17 protein-coding genes, 1 tRNA gene and 1 pseudogene are annotated in these 17,043 nt (G+C 54.9%); 11 read left to right on the top strand and 8 right to left on the bottom strand.

The genetic code is table 11. The annotated features are described in order from the left end of the window. The first annotated feature begins 9 nt into the window (after positions 1–9). From NR302_RS00270 to NR302_RS00255, 4 genes are all read left to right on the top strand, one after another. Entirely contained in the window at positions 10–1,536 is a 1,527-nt protein-coding gene (locus NR302_RS00270) for a xylose ABC transporter ATP-binding protein (protein WP_258144262.1), read from the top strand. Next, on the top strand, positions 1,529–2,710 hold the full coding sequence (xylH, locus tag NR302_RS00265) for a xylose ABC transporter permease XylH (RefSeq protein WP_008105258.1): 1,182 nt from the start codon (positions 1,529–1,531) through the stop codon (positions 2,708–2,710). The genes NR302_RS00270 and xylH overlap by 8 nt, the downstream gene beginning before the upstream one ends. 93 nt (positions 2,711–2,803) lie before the next feature. Then, on the top strand, positions 2,804–3,982 hold the full coding sequence (gene xylR, locus NR302_RS00260; RefSeq protein ID WP_061719296.1) for a D-xylose utilization transcriptional activator XylR: 1,179 nt from the start codon (positions 2,804–2,806) through the stop codon (positions 3,980–3,982). A gap of 61 nt (positions 3,983–4,043) precedes the next feature. Then, positions 4,044–4,138: transfer RNA gene (locus tag NR302_RS00255), tRNA-Sec, on the top strand. A 19-nt stretch (positions 4,139–4,157) separates the two neighbouring features. On the opposite strand, the gene NR302_RS00250 is transcribed toward NR302_RS00255, so the two are convergent. Then, on the bottom strand, positions 4,158–4,817 hold the full coding sequence (locus NR302_RS00250) for a DUF1345 domain-containing protein (RefSeq protein WP_258144261.1): 660 nt from the start codon (positions 4,815–4,817) through the stop codon (positions 4,158–4,160). 195 nt (positions 4,818–5,012) lie between these two features. Between NR302_RS00250 and rhuM the strand changes: the two are divergent. Together rhuM and NR302_RS00240 are read left to right on the top strand one after the other, a co-directional pair. Further along, a pseudogene (rhuM, locus tag NR302_RS00245) lies at positions 5,013–5,756 on the top strand (RhuM family protein). A gap of 111 nt (positions 5,757–5,867) precedes the next feature. Then, positions 5,868–6,716 (top strand): AraC family transcriptional regulator, encoded by an 849-nt coding sequence (locus NR302_RS00240; RefSeq protein ID WP_258144260.1) that lies wholly within the window; start codon positions 5,868–5,870, stop codon positions 6,714–6,716. Here the strand turns inward: NR302_RS00240 and NR302_RS00235 are convergent. Continuing rightward, positions 6,673–7,071, bottom strand: a complete 399-nt coding sequence (locus tag NR302_RS00235) for a helix-turn-helix domain-containing protein (protein ID WP_258144259.1) — start codon at positions 7,069–7,071, stop codon at positions 6,673–6,675. The genes NR302_RS00240 and NR302_RS00235 overlap by 44 nt on opposite strands. Before the next feature lie 225 nt (positions 7,072–7,296). Between NR302_RS00235 and NR302_RS00230 the strand changes: the two genes are divergently transcribed. Beyond that, the gene (locus NR302_RS00230; protein ID WP_258144258.1) at positions 7,297–7,674 is read left to right on the top strand and encodes a DUF1360 domain-containing protein; all 378 of its coding nucleotides are present in this window, start codon (positions 7,297–7,299) and stop codon (positions 7,672–7,674) included. Positions 7,675–7,704: 30 nt separating this feature from the next. Here the strand turns inward: NR302_RS00230 and NR302_RS00225 are convergent, their stop codons facing one another. Together NR302_RS00225 and NR302_RS00220 are read right to left on the bottom strand one after the other, a co-directional pair. Next, on the bottom strand, positions 7,705–8,169 hold the full coding sequence (locus NR302_RS00225; RefSeq protein ID WP_258144257.1) for an Rrf2 family transcriptional regulator: 465 nt from the start codon (positions 8,167–8,169) through the stop codon (positions 7,705–7,707). A 38-nt stretch (positions 8,170–8,207) separates the two neighbouring features. Continuing rightward, positions 8,208–9,200 (bottom strand): LacI family DNA-binding transcriptional regulator, encoded by a 993-nt coding sequence (locus NR302_RS00220; protein ID WP_061720021.1) that lies wholly within the window; start codon positions 9,198–9,200, stop codon positions 8,208–8,210. A gap of 401 nt (positions 9,201–9,601) precedes the next feature. Here NR302_RS00220 and NR302_RS00215 point away from each other — a divergent pair, with 401 nt between their 5' ends. Further along, positions 9,602–11,065, top strand: a complete 1,464-nt coding sequence (locus NR302_RS00215; RefSeq protein WP_154195039.1) for a sugar porter family MFS transporter — start codon at positions 9,602–9,604, stop codon at positions 11,063–11,065. A 71-nt stretch (positions 11,066–11,136) separates the two neighbouring features. Here NR302_RS00215 and NR302_RS00210 read toward each other — a convergent pair whose 3' ends face one another. The 4 genes from NR302_RS00210 to NR302_RS00195 form a co-directional block, all read right to left on the bottom strand. Then, positions 11,137–12,270 carry an ROK family protein gene (locus NR302_RS00210; protein WP_061720017.1) on the bottom strand — a complete coding sequence of 378 codons (1,134 nt, stop codon included), beginning with the start codon at positions 12,268–12,270 and terminating at the stop codon, positions 11,137–11,139. A gap of 8 nt (positions 12,271–12,278) precedes the next feature. After that, positions 12,279–13,019: a DNA replication protein DnaC gene (dnaC, locus tag NR302_RS00205; protein WP_007893471.1), complete on the bottom strand. Its 741-nt coding sequence runs from the start codon at positions 13,017–13,019 to the stop codon at positions 12,279–12,281. Further along, the gene (gene dnaT, locus NR302_RS00200) at positions 13,019–13,555 is read right to left on the bottom strand and encodes a primosomal protein DnaT (RefSeq protein ID WP_179452895.1); all 537 of its coding nucleotides are present in this window, start codon (positions 13,553–13,555) and stop codon (positions 13,019–13,021) included. The genes dnaC and dnaT overlap by 1 nt, the downstream gene beginning before the upstream one ends. A gap of 101 nt (positions 13,556–13,656) precedes the next feature. Next, a complete protein-coding gene (locus NR302_RS00195) occupies positions 13,657–14,352 on the bottom strand; it encodes an autotransporter (RefSeq protein WP_258144256.1) in 696 nt (231 codons plus the stop codon). A gap of 140 nt (positions 14,353–14,492) precedes the next feature. Here NR302_RS00195 and NR302_RS00190 point away from each other — a divergent pair, with 140 nt between their 5' ends. From NR302_RS00190 to NR302_RS00180, 3 genes are all read left to right on the top strand, one after another. Beyond that, positions 14,493–15,053, top strand: a complete 561-nt coding sequence (locus tag NR302_RS00190; protein ID WP_258144255.1) for a DNA-3-methyladenine glycosylase I — start codon at positions 14,493–14,495, stop codon at positions 15,051–15,053. Positions 15,054–15,162: 109 nt separating this feature from the next. Then, positions 15,163–15,825, top strand: a complete 663-nt coding sequence (locus tag NR302_RS00185) for an OmpA family lipoprotein (RefSeq protein ID WP_008105270.1) — start codon at positions 15,163–15,165, stop codon at positions 15,823–15,825. Between the two features lie 156 nt (positions 15,826–15,981). Further along, entirely contained in the window at positions 15,982–16,986 is a 1,005-nt protein-coding gene (locus tag NR302_RS00180) for a LacI family DNA-binding transcriptional regulator (RefSeq protein ID WP_258144254.1), read from the top strand. Positions 16,987–17,043: the final 57 nt, after the last annotated feature.

Below are 17,043 nucleotides of genomic sequence, written 5' to 3'. Positions count from 1 at the left end.
AAAGGAGATATGTCGATGTTGCTGGAAATGAACCATATCACCAAACGTTTCGGCGCGGTGAAAGCCCTGGATGACGTGAGCCTGCAGCTCGAAGCTGGTGAAGTGATGTCGCTGTGCGGCGAAAACGGCTCGGGAAAATCGACGCTGATGAAGATCCTGTGCGGGCTTTATCCGCACGGTGACTTCGAAGGCACTATCCATTTTGCGGGCGACGAGATTCAGGCGCAGACCATTCGCGATACCGAACGCAAAGGGATTGTGATCATCCATCAAGAGCTGGCGCTGGTGCGGCAGCTGACGGTGATGGAGAACATTTTCCTCGGCGCTGAGCTGGGGCGTTTCGGCATGGTGGATGACGAAACCATGACGCTGCGCTGCCAGCAGCTGCTGGAGCGAGTCAAACTGCATGTATCGCCGGATACGCGCGTCGGAGAGCTGGGGTTAGGTCAGCAACAGCTGGTGGAGATTGCACGCGCCCTGAATAAACAGGTGCGCTTGCTAATCCTCGACGAGCCGACCTCTTCGCTTACCGAGCAGGAAACCGAGGTGCTGCTGAGCATCATCAAAAACCTGCGCGAGCACGGCATCGCCTGCATCTACATATCACACAAACTCAATGAAGTTAAAGCGATTTCGGACACCATCTGCGTGATCCGCGACGGCCAGCATATCGCGACCCGCGCGGCCGCCGGGCTGAGTGAGGATGACATCATCACCATGATGGTCGGGCGCGAGCTGACGGCGCTCTATCCGCATAGCCCACACGAGATTGGCGAAACCCTGTTGCAGGTGGAGAACCTCACGGCGTGGCATCCCATCAACCGCCATATTCGCCGGGTGGATAACGTCTCTTTCAGCCTGAAGCGCGGCGAAATTCTTGGCATTGCGGGGCTGGTCGGTGCCGGGCGAACCGAAACCGTGCAGTGTCTGTTTGGCGTTTGGCCGGGACGCTGGCAGGGCGATATTCACATCAACGGTAAGAAAGTCCGTATCAATGACTGCCGCGCCGCCATCGCTCACGGCATCGCGATGGTGCCGGAAGATCGCAAAAAGGATGGCATCGTGCCGCTAATGGGCGTGGGCAAAAACATTACGCTGGCCGCGCTGGATCAATTCTCTCCCCGTCTTTCGCTGCTGGATGAAGCGCAGGAGCAGCAGGCAATTAACCAGGCCATTGCGCGCCTTCGGGTAAAAACCTCGTCGGCGGAACTGCCGATTGGTCGCCTGAGCGGTGGGAATCAACAGAAAGCGATCCTTGCTAAATGCCTGCTGCTCAACCCAAAAATCTTAATTCTTGATGAGCCGACGCGCGGCATTGATGTGGGCGCGCGCCAGGAAATCTATCTGCTGATCAACTCGTTAGTGCAGCAAGGGATTGCCGTGATTGTCATTTCGTCTGAGCTGCCCGAAGTACTGGGCCTGAGCGATCGGGTTTTGGTGATGCATGAAGGCAAAATCAAAGCCGATCTGATTAACGATAACCTGACTCAGGAGCAGGTGATGGAAGCCGCCCTGCGGAGTGAACACTATGTTTAAGACCGAAAGTACGCAACGCGGCCTCACCACGCCGGGTAAAGGTGCGCCGGGAAAATTCTCGCTGCCGGATTTGCAGGTGCTGGTGATGCTGGGTGCGATTGTGCTGATCGCCCTGTTCTTCACCTGGACCACCGACGGTGCGTGGCTCAGCGCACGTAATGTTTCCAACCTGCTGCGCCAGACCGCGATCACCGGCATTCTTGCGGTCGGCATGGTGTTCGTCATTATCTCAGCGGAAATCGATCTCTCAGTCGGTTCGATGATGGGATTGCTCGGCGGTGCTGCGGCCATCTTTGACGTCTGGCTCGGTTGGCCGCTGCCACTCACCATCGTTGTAACCCTGGTGATGGGCCTGCTGCTCGGCACCTGGAACGGCTGGTGGGTGGCCTATCGCAAAGTCCCGTCGTTTATTGTCACGTTGGCGGGAATGCTGGCGTTTCGCGGCATTCTGGTCGGCATCACCGACGGTACCACGGTAGCGCCCACCAGCCCGGCAATGTCGCAGATTGGGCAAAGCTATCTGCCTGGTGGGATCGGTTTTGGTTTCGGCTTTGCGGGTTTGGCACTGTTCATCCTCTGGCAATGGCGTTTACGTCTGCGTCGCCAACAGCTTGGTCTGACGCAAACCTCCGTCAGCGGTGCGCTGGTGCGACAGGTCATCACCGCTGTTCTGGTGTTAGGCGCGATTTGGCTGCTCAACGATTATCGCGGCGTACCAACGCCGGTGTTACTGCTGGCGCTGCTGCTGCTCGGCGGCATGTTTATGGCGACGCGCACGGCTTTTGGCCGCCGGATCTATGCCATCGGTGGCAACCTGGATGCCGCGCGCCTTTCCGGCATTAATGTGGCCCGCACCAAGCTGGCAGTCTTCGCCATCAATGGCGTGATGGTGGCGATTGCAGGCCTGATTCTCAGCTCACGCCTTGGCGCGGGTTCGCCTTCGGCAGGCAACATCGCCGAGCTGGATGCCATCGCCGCCTGTGTGATTGGCGGCACCAGCCTGGCGGGCGGCGTTGGTTCGGTGGCGGGCGCGGTGATCGGCGCATTTATCATGGCGTCGCTGGATAACGGCATGAGCATGATGGATGTCCCGACTTTCTGGCAGTACATCGTCAAGGGCGCCATCCTGCTGCTGGCGGTGTGGATGGATACCGCGACGCGCCGTCGGGTGTAATCGCGTGGGGGATCACAATGTGGCGCAAATTCTTTCTGCTGTCCGTCGTGCCATGCTATGCAAGGTGCTGTCGATTTAGGAGAGTGCGCCATGATGCATGAGAAACGCTTTCGTATTACGTTGCTGTTCAACGCCAATAAGGTCTATGACCGCCAGGTGGTTGAGGGCGTCGGTGAATATTTACAGGCATCTCAAACGGATTGGGACATTTTCATTGAAGAGGATTTTCGTTGCCGCATCGACAACATCCGTGAATGGCTGGGCGATGGGGTTATCGCGGATTACGACGATCCCTCGATTGAAAAACTGCTGGCCAACGTGTCGGTGCCAATTGTCGGTGTTGGCGGATCCTACCATCAGCCGCAGGACTATCCGCCCGTGCATTACATCGCCACCGACAATGCCGCGCTGGTCGAGAGCGCCTTCTTGCATTTGAAAGAGAAAGGCGTGAACCGCTTTGCTTTCTATGGTTTGCCCGCAGCCAGCGGCAAACGCTGGGCACAGGAGCGTGAGCATGCGTTTCGCCAGCTGGTGGCGCGTGAACGTTATCAAGGCGTGGTCTATCAGGGCATGGAAACAGCGCCGGAAAACTGGCAGCACGCCCAAAACCGACTGGCTGACTGGCTGCAAACGCTGCCGCAGCAAACCGGCATCATCGCCGTCACCGATGCCCGTGCTCGCCATCTGCTGCAGGCCTGCGAATACCTCAAAATTCCGGTGCCGGAAAAGCTCACGGTGATCGGTATCGATAACGAGGAACTGACGCGTTATCTGTCGCGCGTGGCGCTCTCATCCGTGGCGCAGGGTTCGCGTCAGATGGGTTATCAGGCGGCAAAACTGCTGCATCGCCTGCTGGATAATCAGCCTCTGCAACTGCAACGAATTCTGGTGCCACCGGTAAAAGTGATTGCGCGGCGCTCCACCGACTTCCGCTCCTTGCACGATCCGGCGGTAATTCAGGCGATGCACTACATCCGCTTTAACGCCTGCAAAGGCATTAAAGTTGAACAAGTGCTGGATGCCATCGGCATCTCGCGATCGAATCTGGAAAAACGCTTCCGCGATGAAACCGGCGACACCATTCACGCCATGATTCATCGCGAAAAGCTGGAGAAAGCGCGCGAGCTGCTGGCGTGTTCGTCACTGAGCATCAATGAGATCTCACAAATGTGTGGCTACCCATCGCTGCAATATTTCTATTCGGTGTTTAAGAAAAGTTATGCCAATACGCCGAAGGAGTATCGGCAGCTTCACGGTGAAAACGTGCTGTGACGCACGGCTAAGATCAAGAATTCCGCCGCGATTGTCGCTATACTCCTGCGGCATCTTCAAAGGAAGATCGTCGTCTCCGGTGAGGCGGCCGGATTTCAAATCCGGTTGGGGCCGCCAGCGGTCCTGGGCAGGTTCGACTCCTGTGATCTTCCGCCACTTCTGCATTTCTCCCCCACTAACTCAACAACCCCGCCCCCACATTCACCGACAATCCCAAAATCGCCAGATTGAATACAAACGAAATCACCGACTGCAACAGAGCGATTTGCCGCATATCCGTGGTGCCCGTTGCTACATCGGCGGTTTGCGAAGCTACCGCGATAGTGAAAGAGAAGTAGAGAAAATCCCAGTATCCCGGCTGCTCGGGCTTCTCAGGGAAGATCATCGGCGTAACGTCTTTGCTGCGACGCAGATAGTGATGATGCGCATAATGCATGGCGAATGACGTTGGAAGCAGCGCCCATGAGACCACCAAGGTTGCCGCTGTTAGCAGCAGATGCAGCACGCGCGGCGTTCCTGTCAGACTTTTCAGCGTGGTGAGCTCTATCAGGATCGCCAGAATGCTAACCATGCAGGTGAGCGTCACCATGCTCAGTACCAACGTCGCACTTTCATCTTCGATTTTCGCAATATGCGGAATGTCTTTGGCCTCGGTGCCTAACATGCGCAGCCACAGAAAAGCGAGATAGAGCCATGCCAGCACGTTCCAGCCAATCAGCAGACGCTGCAACATGCCCAGATGTGCAGGCAGGAAAAAATAACAGGCCACGCCAGCCACAATCGAAACCAGCAAACGCAGGCGTGCGCGAAGGTAATGCATCAGGGAAAGGCTCATGGTGTCAGAGGCTTAGTGAAAGAAGGTGGATAGGTTAACTGTAGACGCTGTTAATGAGGTTGTAATTGTGGAGCATTTTAACCATTTATCGGTTCGGCTCCGTTGCAGTTGATAAAATAATCGCCAATCGACTAATGAGCTTCATTGCGTCTCTCTGGCATACTGTGCAGCAGATCCTATAAGAGCGGAGGCGACATGTCAGAGGAACAATCCACACCATCACCAGCAGGCGAATTTGTCATGTTTGCGAGCGGTGATGGGAAAGTGCGGGTTGAATGTCGCTTCGAAAACGAAACACTGTGGCTTTATCAGGCAATGATATGTGAGCTATTTGATAAAGCGAAAGCGACCATCAGCGGACATATCAAAAACATCTTCGAAGAGGGTGAACTGCTGGAAAATTCAGTTGTTCGGTTTTACCGAACAACTGCCAGCGATGGAAAAATTATCAGGTTCAATACTTTAGCCTGCCAATGATCCTCGCCATCGGTGCACGTTGCCGGTACCGTTTATACCGCTGCCGAGCTGATTCATTTGCGCGCTGACGCCAGCCAACCTCACATGGGTTTGACCAGTTTCAAAAGTGAAGAGGTGCGCAGAAGCGATGTCATCGAGGCTAAAAATTATCTGGTTCAGGACAAAGTGAGCGAGCTCAATCGCGTGGTCACAATGTGGCTGGATTTTGCCGAAGACCAGGCGCGCCGTCGCCAGCAGGTTTTTCTTCGCGATTGGCAGAGCAAACTCGATCAATTTCTGCAATTTAACGATCGCGATGTGCTGCAAGGCGCGGGTTCAATCAGTAAGAAAATGGCCGATGAAAAAGCGCAGGCTGAATACGGTGAATTTGCCGAGCAACAGCGTCGTTTGAAAGAGTCAGAAGGTGAAAAGAACATTGCCGGTTTGCTGCAGTGGCAACCAAGCCCTAAAAAATTGAAATGATCGCCACTGAGCCGCATCCCGTCCTTTCGCGCCTCAACTTATACGCGCCCACGCTTTACTTCCCCACCAATCTCCGCCACTTTGCTCATTCATCGCATTGTGGAGCCTGGCATGTTAATCCATCCAACCGATACTCTGACTTTCTCGGGCAATCCGCGCCAGGCTGAGCTGCGTCAGCGCCTGCTGGAGCCGGATGCGCCGAAAGTGATTGCCGCGGCGTTAGCGAAACAGCTGGATCGTGAAACCTTCACCCATCGCCACGCCGCCGGGCAGCTCTTCTGTTTGAAACAGGGATTGATGACGGTGAAAACGCCGTCCGGTATTTTCGCCAATCCGCCGCGACTGGTGGGCTGGATTCCGCCCTACTTTGAACATGCGATCATTGGGCCGGGCCCGGTGCTTGGCTGGACGGTATTGGTTGACGACGCGCTGGCAGCGCCGTTGCCAGATCATCCGGTCCTGCTTTCCTGCCCCTCGGTGCTGGAGCCGCTGGCGGAAAGGCTGGCAACCTTGTCGCCCGATCACTGGGGCAGCGCGCGCTACAATCGCCTGAGCGAGGTGTTTCTGGATGAATTGTATGAATCGACTGAACATCCGCTGACGTTACCGTTGCCGACGGAACCGCGCTTACTGCAGATTGCACGCCTGTTGATGGACGATCCCTCCGATACGCGCACCGGGCCAGAACTGGCGCGCTGGGCCGGACTCAGCCCGCGCAGTTTAAGCCGCCATTGGGCCATTGCAGTCGGCATGAGTTTAACGCGCTATCGCCAGGTTTCACGTTTACTCAAATCACTGGAAGGATTAGCGGCGGGCAAAAGTGTGCAGCAAGTTGCATGGCAGGTCGGATTCGATAGCGTTAGCAGCTATATCAGCGCTTTTAGCAGCGCGTTTGGCTCAACGCCAGGCAAATACTTTACGCCGCCAGCCGACTCTGCGGATGCAAAAAAAGCAAGCTAGCAGGTCCATCTATCTCCGGCAAAGTGTGCTGATATTTACGACGAAACGCGCCGGGCGGCAGATCGAACATGCGGCGGAAGGTGCGGCAATAAGTTTGCTGCGAGTCGAAGCCATATTTAATGGCGATATCCATCAGCGGCATGTTGCTGTTCAACAGCGCGATCACCGAAACCGTTAACTTGCGCTCGCGAATATAGGTGCCGAGCGCTACGCCGGTGTAACTGCGAAACAGCCGCTGCAGATGCCACTGCGAATACCCGGCGCGTCGCGCCACGGTTTCCAGAATGAGTTTCTGCTCAATATTGTCCTCAATCCAGAGCATCAGTTGCTGCATAAAGGCGGCGTGCATATCCATCTTTCCTCCTGATGTCGAAATGAAAACCGGACGGATATCCGGCAAGTGGCAAGCATTATAGAAAGTCGCTCGCTGGCTATGTGATGGTCAAAAGCCAATAAATAACGATAACTCGCCAATTTTATCCTGTCTGATAGACCGGATTCTTCGGCATCTTGCAGCAGCACGCATCATGTAATATTGTTAGTTACATGAAATGATACTTTGAGATGAAAAGGAAAATCTATGAGCAGCTTACTCATGTCCGACCTGTCGCTATGCCTGGCGATCGCACTGGCATCGGCCAGTATTTCCATGACCATTACCCAAACAGAGCTGTTCGCAGGACTACGCGCCTGGACCGCGAAAAAGAACGCGTTATTAGGTCACTTGTTCCACTGCTTCTATTGTATGAGCCATTGGGTAGTATTTTTTGGCATGGTGGTTTATCACCCGGATTTATTACACAGCGGGATGGCAATCGTTGACTGGCTGATGACCGCGTTTATTACCCTTACGCTCACAACCTTTATTAATGGATTGATGTTCAAGGTTTTTCAGGCGGCCATTACTACGCACGTCATGAAGCATGAAGCGCAGATCACCTTACAGAAACAGGATTAACCGATGTGATGAATAACCGGGGAAAATCGGTTATTCACTGCATTTAGGGAAGGTATCGGACGGAAGCCCAAGTTTGGTCATTTTACTTAAATAATCGTCGCTGATATCGGCGACGGTAATTTGGCTAAAGCGCTGCAACAACAGCGCTTCCGCTTCGCTAAGTGTTTGATCGAGCTGTGCATCCACCGCATGCTCAACCAGGCAAGGCGAAGGCTCCGCAGCGGGACCGATGCTGAACAGCGCTGGTGCGCCGATTGCCTGATAAACATCCAGCAGCGAAATTTCCGTCAACGCCACACGCAGCTCCCAGCCGCCGCCGTGCCCTTTTTCTGACGCCACATAACCTTTCTCACGCAGGCCAGACATCATCCTGCGTACCACCACCGGATTGGTGCCCAACATTTTGGCCATCGTTTCGGAAGTGGCGCGTTTCACGTGCCGATCCAGATGAATCAGTGCGTGCAACGAGCGGGACAAGCGATTATCGCGTGGCATAGAACATTCCTTAATACTGGCGAAAGCGGATGTGATGTTTAAATAGTCGCACCCATTGAGAGGCGATAATGCAGGTCGACCTGCTCGATGGTGGGCTGCTGGTTGATCTTTTTCAGGATGATCTCCGTCGCCACTTTTCCCATCTCAAAGCGCGGCGTGATCACGCTGGCTAAGCGTGGCGTGGTTGCCTGGCCGATCTCCAGCCCGTGAAAACCGGCAATCGCCATCGCTTGCGGCACGGCAATGCGCGCCGCCTGACACTCCTGCAGTACGCCGACCGCCAGATCATCATTGGTGCAGAGAATCGCATCCATCTCCGGATAGAGTTGGCGCGCCAGCGTCATCATGCCGGTACCAATCGATACCGATGATACCTTGTTTGGCACAATCCGCCCTGCAGGCAAACCGGCCGCTTCAACCGCATCGCGATAACCGGCGTAACGCTGCTCATCACGACGATCGGACATCGAACCAAAGTAGATAACACGCTGTTTGCCGCTGGCCAGCAGCATCGCCGTCATATCGTAGCCGGCGCGATAGTTGTCGAAGCCAACATTGATGCGCCCGCGCGCTTCGGTCAATCCCATCACTTCTGCCACCGGAATGTTGGCAGCATTAAGATATTTTTCCGCGCGCACGGTGTGCACTGATTCGGTCAGGATCAGCCCTTTGATGTTAAAGGCTAAAACCGTGGCGATCTGCTCCTCTTCACGCTGGGCGTTGTAGTCGTAATTGACCACCAGCGTTTGATAGCCGTGCGCGCTGGTCACCGATTCAATGCCCGCCAGCAGATCGGCAAAGATTTGATTATTAAAGGAAGGAATTAACACGCCGATACGCGGTGGGTTCTGTTTGGTCGCCGCGACATTATCGGTATCCGCGACGTAGCCAATTTCGGCAATCACGCTGGCGATCTTCTCCGCCGTTTCCGTTTTGACCTTTTCCGGCGTGCGCAGATAGCGACTTACCGTCATTTTGGTGACGCCCGCCAGGGTAGCAATATCGTCCAGAGTGATGCGCTGCGTTTTCATTACGGCGTCCGCAAAGAGGGGCTGAGAATCAACGTATTATGCCCGTTGCCTGTTAAAAAATGAAACGCGCCCGTGCGCTCTGAACGGTGAAATAAAATCGGCGAATCAGCCCGCATAACAGAATGAAAATTCCAATAAAAAGCAAAATTTGCAATGTCCTTACAAAGTGAATTGATGAAAAACCTATCATTTCATTAGGCTATAAACATGCCCCTGACGACTTATTCAGCAATTTTCGCAACCCTCTTCACACTTTTCGGAAAAAATGATCCAAAAACCATCATTTAGAACATATATTCCAACACGAAGACCTCGCGTGAATAAAAGTTGAACATCTAAACCTACACCACCCTCTTTCTGAACAAGCAACGTTCAGGCCGTAGAGACAAGGGGCTATAACAATGGATACCAGGCAAAAACGCTACAACATGAAGTATGTCATTCTCTGCTGTACTGTCGCGGCATTCGGCGGTCTGCTGATGGGATATGACTCTTCAATTATCTCCGGTGCAATCGAACCCTTAAGTGAATATTTCCAGTTATCGCCCGCTGAAACCGGCTGGGCCGTTTCCAATATCCTGCTCGGCAGTTTGATCGGCTGCTTCATGGCACCGCGCCTCAGCGACAAACTGGGACGCAAAAAATCCCTCGCCATCACCGCTCTGCTGTTTACCGTTTCGGTGATCGGGACGGCGCTGGCGCATAACTTCACCGTATTCGTCATTTTCCGCATGATTGGTGGATTGGCGATTGGTCTGGCGTCGGTGATTTCGCCTATCTATCTGGCCGAGCTGTCGCCTTCTAAGTTTCGTGGCCGTACCACCGCGCTGTATGCGGTGTGCTGCGTCGGCGGACAATCGGTGGTGTTGCTGACCAACTACTTTATCACCAAATCCACCTTGCCTGACGTGATGATCAATATGGGCTGGCGCTACATCCTCGCCACGGCGCTGGTGCCGTGCGCGCTGTTTATCCTGTTCATCGCCTTTATCCCGGAATCGCCGCGCTGGAACGTGCTGAAAGGCAAGTACGATGAAGCGCTGGATACGCTGACCAAAATCTCAAACCGCGAGCATGCTGAGAGCGTGTTCAACGAGATCAAACATTCGTTTTCTGATAAAACCGCGCAGCAGCACAAATCGCGTCTGCGTCTGGATAAAACCACCATTCCATTGCTGATTGTTGGTATCGGTTTGGCGGTGGGTAACCAGATCAGCGGCATCAACGTGATTCAGTACTTTGGGCCAACCTTGCTGAAAAACGTCGCGGGCAGCACGGACTCAGCGCTGCTGCAAACCTTCTGGCTGTCGATTTGTCAGTTCATTGGCGTGCTGGCGGGGATGATGCTGATCGATAAAGTTGGTCGTCGTAAGCTGCTACTGCTGGGTGCCATCACCTCCTGCGTGTGCCTGACCTACTCGTTCATCGCCTTCTATTACCACTTGCCGGGCATGCTGGCGGTGATTGGCCTGTTCGCATACATGATTTTCTTCGGTATGACGTGGGGCCAGATCGTCTGGACGGTGCTGGGCGAAGTGTTCCCAACTGAGATCCGTTCGATTTGCGTGGGGATTTCCATCTGCGCGATGTCGATGGCCAACTTTGTTATCAGCAGCACCTTCCCGATCATGAACAGCAGCCCGATGCTGCTGGATATGTTCCACGGTGGCTTCCCGCTGTTGCTGTTCGCGATCTTCTCGCTGGGAATGTACTTCTTCACCTTCCGTTATCTGCCAGAAACCGCCGGCGTGTCGCTTGAGAAGATTCATGCGCTGGTGCTGCGTAAATTTAACGTCGAAGCAGAGTTGCCGGAGACGACGTCCACTGCGAAAGCGAGCGAGTCGTTTGATATTCCACGGCATTAATTGATAAGGGTGCGCATTTATGCGCACCTGGTCGCCATGAATGGCGACCCTACGAGATCATTGATGGCGCCCTATTGGCTGGGGCGTTCGTACTGCTCAATCACCGCCAGCGCTAAGCCGTTGGCCGGATCAATACGCAGCGGCAGGAAATGCAGCGCGGTATGGGCGAAGGTAAAGGCAAGCGTACCGGCCTGCGCCGCCTGTTGCACCGCCTGCACAAACGCCGGCTGCGCATTCCACGGCCCATCAATAATGATGCTGGCCGGATTCACCAGCTGCATCACCTGACTCAATGCATTGCCCAAATGGGTGCCTGCCTGCGTCATCACCTCTTTCAGGATTTCCGGCTCGCTATCGCCATTCTGCCAACGCAAGCCCGGTTTGCGTTTTGCCAGCTGCTGCTGAATGGCCGGTTTGCTCACCAGCGTTTCCAGACAACCTAAGCGTCCGCAGCTACAACGTTCGCCATTGGGTTGCACCGTAAGATGGCCGATCTCGCCCGCCGTCCAGCTACTGCCGGTAAACACTTCACCCTGTTCCACCAGCGCACCGCCCAATCCTTCAGAGATACGCAGATAGAAATGGCTTTGCGACTTATTCAGTTCGAGTTGCTGCACCGAAAGCAGCGCGGCGGCTTTGACGTTATTCATGATGCGCAACGGCAGCGGCATCTCGTGGCTGAGAATGGTCATTACATCCACATTCTGCCAGCCAAGATGGGCGGAAAAATGCACCCAGCCACGATGGGGATCGATGATGCCAGGGAAGCCAATCGCTACGCCGAGCAGTTCTGGATGCGCCGCATGCAAGGTCTGACACACTTCCACCAGCTCATGCAGCAGCTGCTCGGGATCGCTGGTTTCCGTACGCCAGGTTTGCTCAGCTATTACCTGCGAGTAGTAGTCACACACGCGCCAGTGAATCGCCTGGCGCTCCACCATGATGCCCGCACTTTTCAGCTTTTCCGCGCGCAGTGAGATTTCGATTTTAGGACGGCCGGCTGAAGCGACGCTAACCGGGCCGAGCTCATTGATCAGCCCGGCTTCCAGCAAATCATCGACAATCAGCGAAACGGTGTTTTTGCTCAGCTCGAGCGCTAATGCCAGATCCTGGCGGGAGGTGATGCGGGTGGTACGCAGTTGCGTCATCACCCGCTTCAGGTTATTCAGACGAAGTAGTGCTGGACCTTTACCGGCTGCTTTCATAGCACTCCTCAATACTCATCACCGCGCACACGGCTGCGATAACTTTCCCAGTCAAAGCGCACCCACAAGCTGTTGCCGAGGCGCATACGATCCATCACACGTTCACCCAGCAGCGAATTCATGCCCGCCGGATCGAGGTTCGATAACATGCCGGTCGGGCGTTTCGACGATGAGCGGCGATCGACGATCTGGTTGATGATCACTTTTTCATAGCGCGATTCGCTCTGCATGCCGATCTCATCGATCACCAGCAGATCCACATGGCTGAGATCGTGCAGCAGACGCTCTTCGGTTAAATCGCTGCCGCCGCTGAAAGTGCCTTTCATGCTCGACATCAAATCGGCGACGGTGACAATCAGCACGCTTTTACCGCGAATAATCAGATCGTTACCAATCGCCGCTGCAAGGTGGTTTTTACCGGTGCCGGGACGACCGGAGAAAACAAAGCTGGAGATGCTATTTTCAAATCCGGCGGCGTATTCGCGCGCCATCGCCAGCGCTTTACGCTGCCCATCATTTTCCACGCGATAGTTGTCGAACGAGCAGTTCATGTGCAGCTCGCGGATGCCCGAGCGCCCCATGATGCGCTGCATTTTCATCGCGCGGTTTTCCCGCACAATCGCTTCCGAGCGCAAACGGCCCTGCTCCTGATTCCAGGCCAGCAGCTCCGCGCCGTTTTTGAATTTCGGCTGCACTTCGGACGGCATCATCTTTTTCAGGCGGCTAAAAAGATCGTTCGGCGTTTTCATTACTCACCTCGGAATCCATCGGGAATATCGTAATCAGTATTGCTGATTTGCGTGAGATCGCGCTTTGGCTGCCCGCCATTGGCGGCGCGATTCATCTGCACGCTGCGCGCTAACTTTTGCTGCCACTGCACATGATGGAACAAACGGCCTTCTGCCTGCCAGTACGCCACAAACGTGGCCAGCTCGGCGGCAGTAACGGCTTCACTCAACGCCACGCCCCAGATGGCGGCCTGACGCTGAAAATCGCTGTCCGGCTGCCAGCCTTCATACATCGCGAACTTGCCAACCGGTGTGGCGATCGGCGCGCTTTCGGTCTGAAACAGACTCTCATCCAGCGTGACATCATTGGGCTGCTGCGCGGCGGCTTCTAGCGCCAGCAGCTGCGCCAGACGCTGCGGCGTAAGCGCATAAAACGCCGGCGTATTGTTATGCAGCACCGCCAGCGTGCCGTTATCGGCCTGCTGCAGCACGGCGAGCGGGTCATGGCAGAAGCCATCCAGCCCCACCAACGTTGAAGATAAGATTTTGACTGACATGAAGAAACCTGACGTTAACCAGCATGGTGCGCCGGGCGGTTAATTCAGCCCGACGTAATACGCTCAGTGTAACTGTTTTAGCGCGGCGGATCGCGCGCGATTTAGAAGCTGGCGCTGACGCCAAGGCTGTAGATGAACTGCTCACCGCTGCTCACCGCACCGGTTTGCGCGAAGGAAGCAAAGGCCGCCATATTTTGCCCGAGCGGCATATTGGCGCCGACGCTGACATCCACCCAATTGTTTTCCCGGCCGTTCATGTCATCAGCGTGTTCACGGGTGGGCGAAGGCAGCTCTTCATTCACCAGGTGGCTATAGCTCACCTGCGCCCACGGCGATATCCAGCCAAAGCTGGAATCCACACGCCAGCCCAGCGAGGCAATGTGTTCAGCATTATTGCTATCTACGCGTTCGCACTTCGGACAGCTCAAAGTCGAATCATCCACCGCAAACTGCGCCACCGGCCCGGTGCTCACCGCTTCACTCATCGGCATCGACCAACCGGCCGAATAGCGATTCACAAAGGGCGCGGCACCGACGCTGGCGGTTTCACTGTGCATCACCATCGCGTAGTCGTTCGGCGAATTGAGCGCAGCGTCAAACAGGTTGGCATCGGGATTTTCTGTCAACATCAGATGATTACTGGAAATTTTTTCAGCAAGTATTGCGTTGTAATCGGGCGCGCGATTCTGGCTCGACTGATCAAAGGCATAGGCATTCCCGGCCAGAAATAATAGCCACCAACCGCTAAAAGCCAGCGCAATTTTGTGCTGGCCTGTCCGCTGACTTTTCTGCAACATGAAGGACTCCTGACGAGCCGGGAAGAGATGGGCGTTTAAGTTTTATAAGATCTATATCGGCGCCCGTTGTATAACTATTAATCGAATTTGCCATACGTCAAGGGAACTATCGCTATTTCATATGCTAAGGGAGTGATGCAATGCAACGTTGTGGCTGGGTAACTGAGGATCCACTGTATCTGGCGTACCACGATAAAGAGTGGGGCGTGCCGCAGACCGATAAGCGAGTCTTATTTGAAATGGTTTGTCTGGAAGGCCAACAGGCGGGACTTTCATGGATTACCGTGCTGAAAAAACGCGAAAATTACCGCCGCGCATTCCATGAATTCGATCCTGATGCCGTGGCGTTGATGGATGAAAGCGACATGGAACGTCTGATGCAAAATGCGGGACTGATTCGCCATCGCGGCAAGCTGGAAGCGATTATCAACAATGCGCGCGCATTGCTGGCGCTGGAGGCCACCGGAGAAAACTTTTCGCGCTTTATCTGGTCTTTTGTCGACCATACGCCGATTTTGCACCGTTACGCGAATTACAAAGACGCGCCAACCACTTCCGAGCCCGCCATTGCGCTGTCGAAAGCGCTTAAGAAGCGTGGTTTTAAATTCGTCGGCCCCACAACCTGCCACTCATTTCTACAGGCCTGCGGCTTAATTAACGACCATCAAACCAGCTGTTTCTGCCATCCTGATAATCTTTAAAGCAAAAGTTTACAAATTAAGACTGACCCTCACGCATTTCCCCATAATTGAACGGCATAATAGTGCCGTTTTGGGGCTTTTCCCCGTTTAAATCTGTGAGGGATTTTTCATGAATAAGCGTATTTTGGCGCTGACCTTGTTACTGAGCGGCAGCCTCGCGCTGTCGGGTTGTACCACCAATCCGTATACCGGCGAATCGCAGGCAGGCAAATCGGGCATCGGTGCCGGCTTAGGCGCGGTGCTTGGCGCGGGCGTGGGCGTGCTGTCGTCGTCGAAGAAAGATCGCGGTAAAGGCGCGCTGATTGGCGCGGCATCCGGTGCTGCACTGGGCGGCGGCGCAGGTTATTACATGGATGTACAGGAAGCGAAACTGCGCGACAAAATGCGTGGCACCGGCGTCAGCGTGACGCGTCAGGGCGACAACATCGTGCTCAACATGCCAAATAACGTCACCTTTGATTCTAACAGCAGCAACCTGAAACCGGCGGGCGCCAACACCCTGACCGGCGTCGCGATGGTGCTGAAAGAGTATCCAAAAACCGCCGTAAATGTGGTGGGCTACACCGACAGCACCGGCACGCGCGCGCTGAATATGCGCCTGTCACAGCAGCGTGCTGACAGCGTCGCCAGCGGTCTGATTCTGCAGGGCGTGGCGCAAAATCGTCTGCGCACACAGGGTTTAGGCCCGGATAATCCGGTCGCCAGCAACAGCACCGAAGACGGTAAAGCACAGAACCGTCGCGTTGAGATCACCCTCAGCCCGCTGAGCTAAAAGTAGAGCCGACTGCGTGAGCAGGTCGGCTTTTATCACTCTTTTTCGCCACTTTTGACGCCATCTTTGTCAGAAAAAGCTAAAAAATTCGTAACTGATAGAGCCGCCTTTTCCTTTATGCTAGCGTGATCAAAAATTGATCAATGGGACGCTATCATGTCACTGAAAGCCATCGCCGCTACCCTTGGCCTCTCTGTTACTACCGTGAGCCGGGCGCTAAATGGCTATGACGATGTAGCGGCCGTCACACGCAAACGCATTGAAGATGAAGCGCAGGCGCGCGGTTATCGCCCCAACGATGCGGCCCGCCGCCTGAAAACCGGACGCGCCAATGCGGTTGGTCTGCTCTTTCCCATCAGCCACGCCTCGCTCAATGACAGCTACTACAGCCAAATGCTACTGACGCTGGATCAACGTCTCTCGCAGCACGATATTGATCTGCTGTTGCTACCCGATAAACCGCAGGAGCTGCAACGCAAGCTGATTCGCATGCTGCGCAGCGGCGCCATTGATGCCCTGATTTTAACCCACACCATGCCGCAGGATGCGCGTTTGCAACGATTACAGCAGAAAGGTTTCCGCTTCCTGACGCTCGGTCGCAGCGAGCTGCCACAGCCCTACGCGTGGATAGATTACGATAATCACGCCGGTACCTTTCTCGCGGCAGAACACTGCCTGCAACAAGGATGGCTGCGTCTGGCTTATCTCGGCAGTAACGAATCGGCAACGTACATCCTCGATCGCCGCCAGGGATTTATTGATGCGTTGATTCAGCATCAAGCGCCGGTCGATCAATCCCTGATGGCGGCGTTGCCCGCCACGCGTCGATCCGGCTATCAACAAACCAATGCCTGGCTGGCGCAAGGCGATGCGCCGCAGGCGATCATCACCGATTGCAGCACGCTGGGTGAAGGAGCCGCGATTGCGCTGCAGCAAGCGGCCCGCCTGAAGGGCGCGCAGGCGATTCCGCTGTATGTGTATGATGGATTGCCGCCCGATTCGATTGTCGATCAGCCGGTAAATGCCATTCTGCAATCATCCCAGCAGCACATTGGCGAGCGCATCGCCGAAATGGTGCTGCAACTGCTCGATGATGCACCGCTGAGCGAGCTGCAAACGCTCTGGCAACCGGTGCTGCGACTCACTTCTGACGCGCAATGATTGCGCCTGGCCCGAGCTGTGTTAGTCTTCGCCTGTTTCTTTTCAGCAGGTGTAAGC

It is taken from the genome of Pantoea sp. SOD02, assembly GCF_024707505.1.
GTDB lineage: Bacteria > Pseudomonadota > Gammaproteobacteria > Enterobacterales > Enterobacteriaceae > Pantoea > Pantoea symbiotica.
The sequence above is the reverse complement of the archived record's forward strand: the minus strand, read 5'-3'. Positions and strand labels throughout refer to the sequence as shown.

What these genes read in the sequence shown, in the direction of transcription:
- NR302_RS00225 (WP_258144257.1), bottom strand. Translation starts at nt 8,169, where the DNA reads ATGCCACGCGATAATCGCTTGTCCCGCTCGTTGCACGCACTGATTCAT.
- NR302_RS00235 (WP_258144259.1), bottom strand. Translation starts at nt 7,071, where the DNA reads ATGGATATGCACGCCGCCTTTATGCAGCAACTGATGCTCTGGATTGAG.
- NR302_RS00240 (WP_258144260.1), top strand. Translation starts at nt 5,868, where the DNA reads ATGTTAATCCATCCAACCGATACTCTGACTTTCTCGGGCAATCCGCGC.
- NR302_RS00230 (WP_258144258.1), top strand. Translation starts at nt 7,297, where the DNA reads ATGAGCAGCTTACTCATGTCCGACCTGTCGCTATGCCTGGCGATCGCA.
- NR302_RS00190 (WP_258144255.1), top strand. Translation starts at nt 14,493, where the DNA reads ATGCAACGTTGTGGCTGGGTAACTGAGGATCCACTGTATCTGGCGTAC.
- NR302_RS00220 (WP_061720021.1), bottom strand. Translation starts at nt 9,200, where the DNA reads ATGAAAACGCAGCGCATCACTCTGGACGATATTGCTACCCTGGCGGGC.
- NR302_RS00195 (WP_258144256.1), bottom strand. Translation starts at nt 14,352, where the DNA reads ATGTTGCAGAAAAGTCAGCGGACAGGCCAGCACAAAATTGCGCTGGCT.
- NR302_RS00250 (WP_258144261.1), bottom strand. Translation starts at nt 4,817, where the DNA reads ATGAGCCTTTCCCTGATGCATTACCTTCGCGCACGCCTGCGTTTGCTG.
- xylR (WP_061719296.1), top strand. Translation starts at nt 2,804, where the DNA reads ATGCATGAGAAACGCTTTCGTATTACGTTGCTGTTCAACGCCAATAAG.
- dnaT (WP_179452895.1), bottom strand. Translation starts at nt 13,555, where the DNA reads ATGTCAGTCAAAATCTTATCTTCAACGTTGGTGGGGCTGGATGGCTTC.
- xylH (WP_008105258.1), top strand. Translation starts at nt 1,529, where the DNA reads ATGTTTAAGACCGAAAGTACGCAACGCGGCCTCACCACGCCGGGTAAA.
- dnaC (WP_007893471.1), bottom strand. Translation starts at nt 13,019, where the DNA reads ATGAAAACGCCGAACGATCTTTTTAGCCGCCTGAAAAAGATGATGCCG.
- NR302_RS00270 (WP_258144262.1), top strand. Translation starts at nt 10, where the DNA reads ATGTCGATGTTGCTGGAAATGAACCATATCACCAAACGTTTCGGCGCG.
- NR302_RS00210 (WP_061720017.1), bottom strand. Translation starts at nt 12,270, where the DNA reads ATGAAAGCAGCCGGTAAAGGTCCAGCACTACTTCGTCTGAATAACCTG.
- NR302_RS00185 (WP_008105270.1), top strand. Translation starts at nt 15,163, where the DNA reads ATGAATAAGCGTATTTTGGCGCTGACCTTGTTACTGAGCGGCAGCCTC.
- NR302_RS00180 (WP_258144254.1), top strand. Translation starts at nt 15,982, where the DNA reads ATGTCACTGAAAGCCATCGCCGCTACCCTTGGCCTCTCTGTTACTACC.
- NR302_RS00215 (WP_154195039.1), top strand. Translation starts at nt 9,602, where the DNA reads ATGGATACCAGGCAAAAACGCTACAACATGAAGTATGTCATTCTCTGC.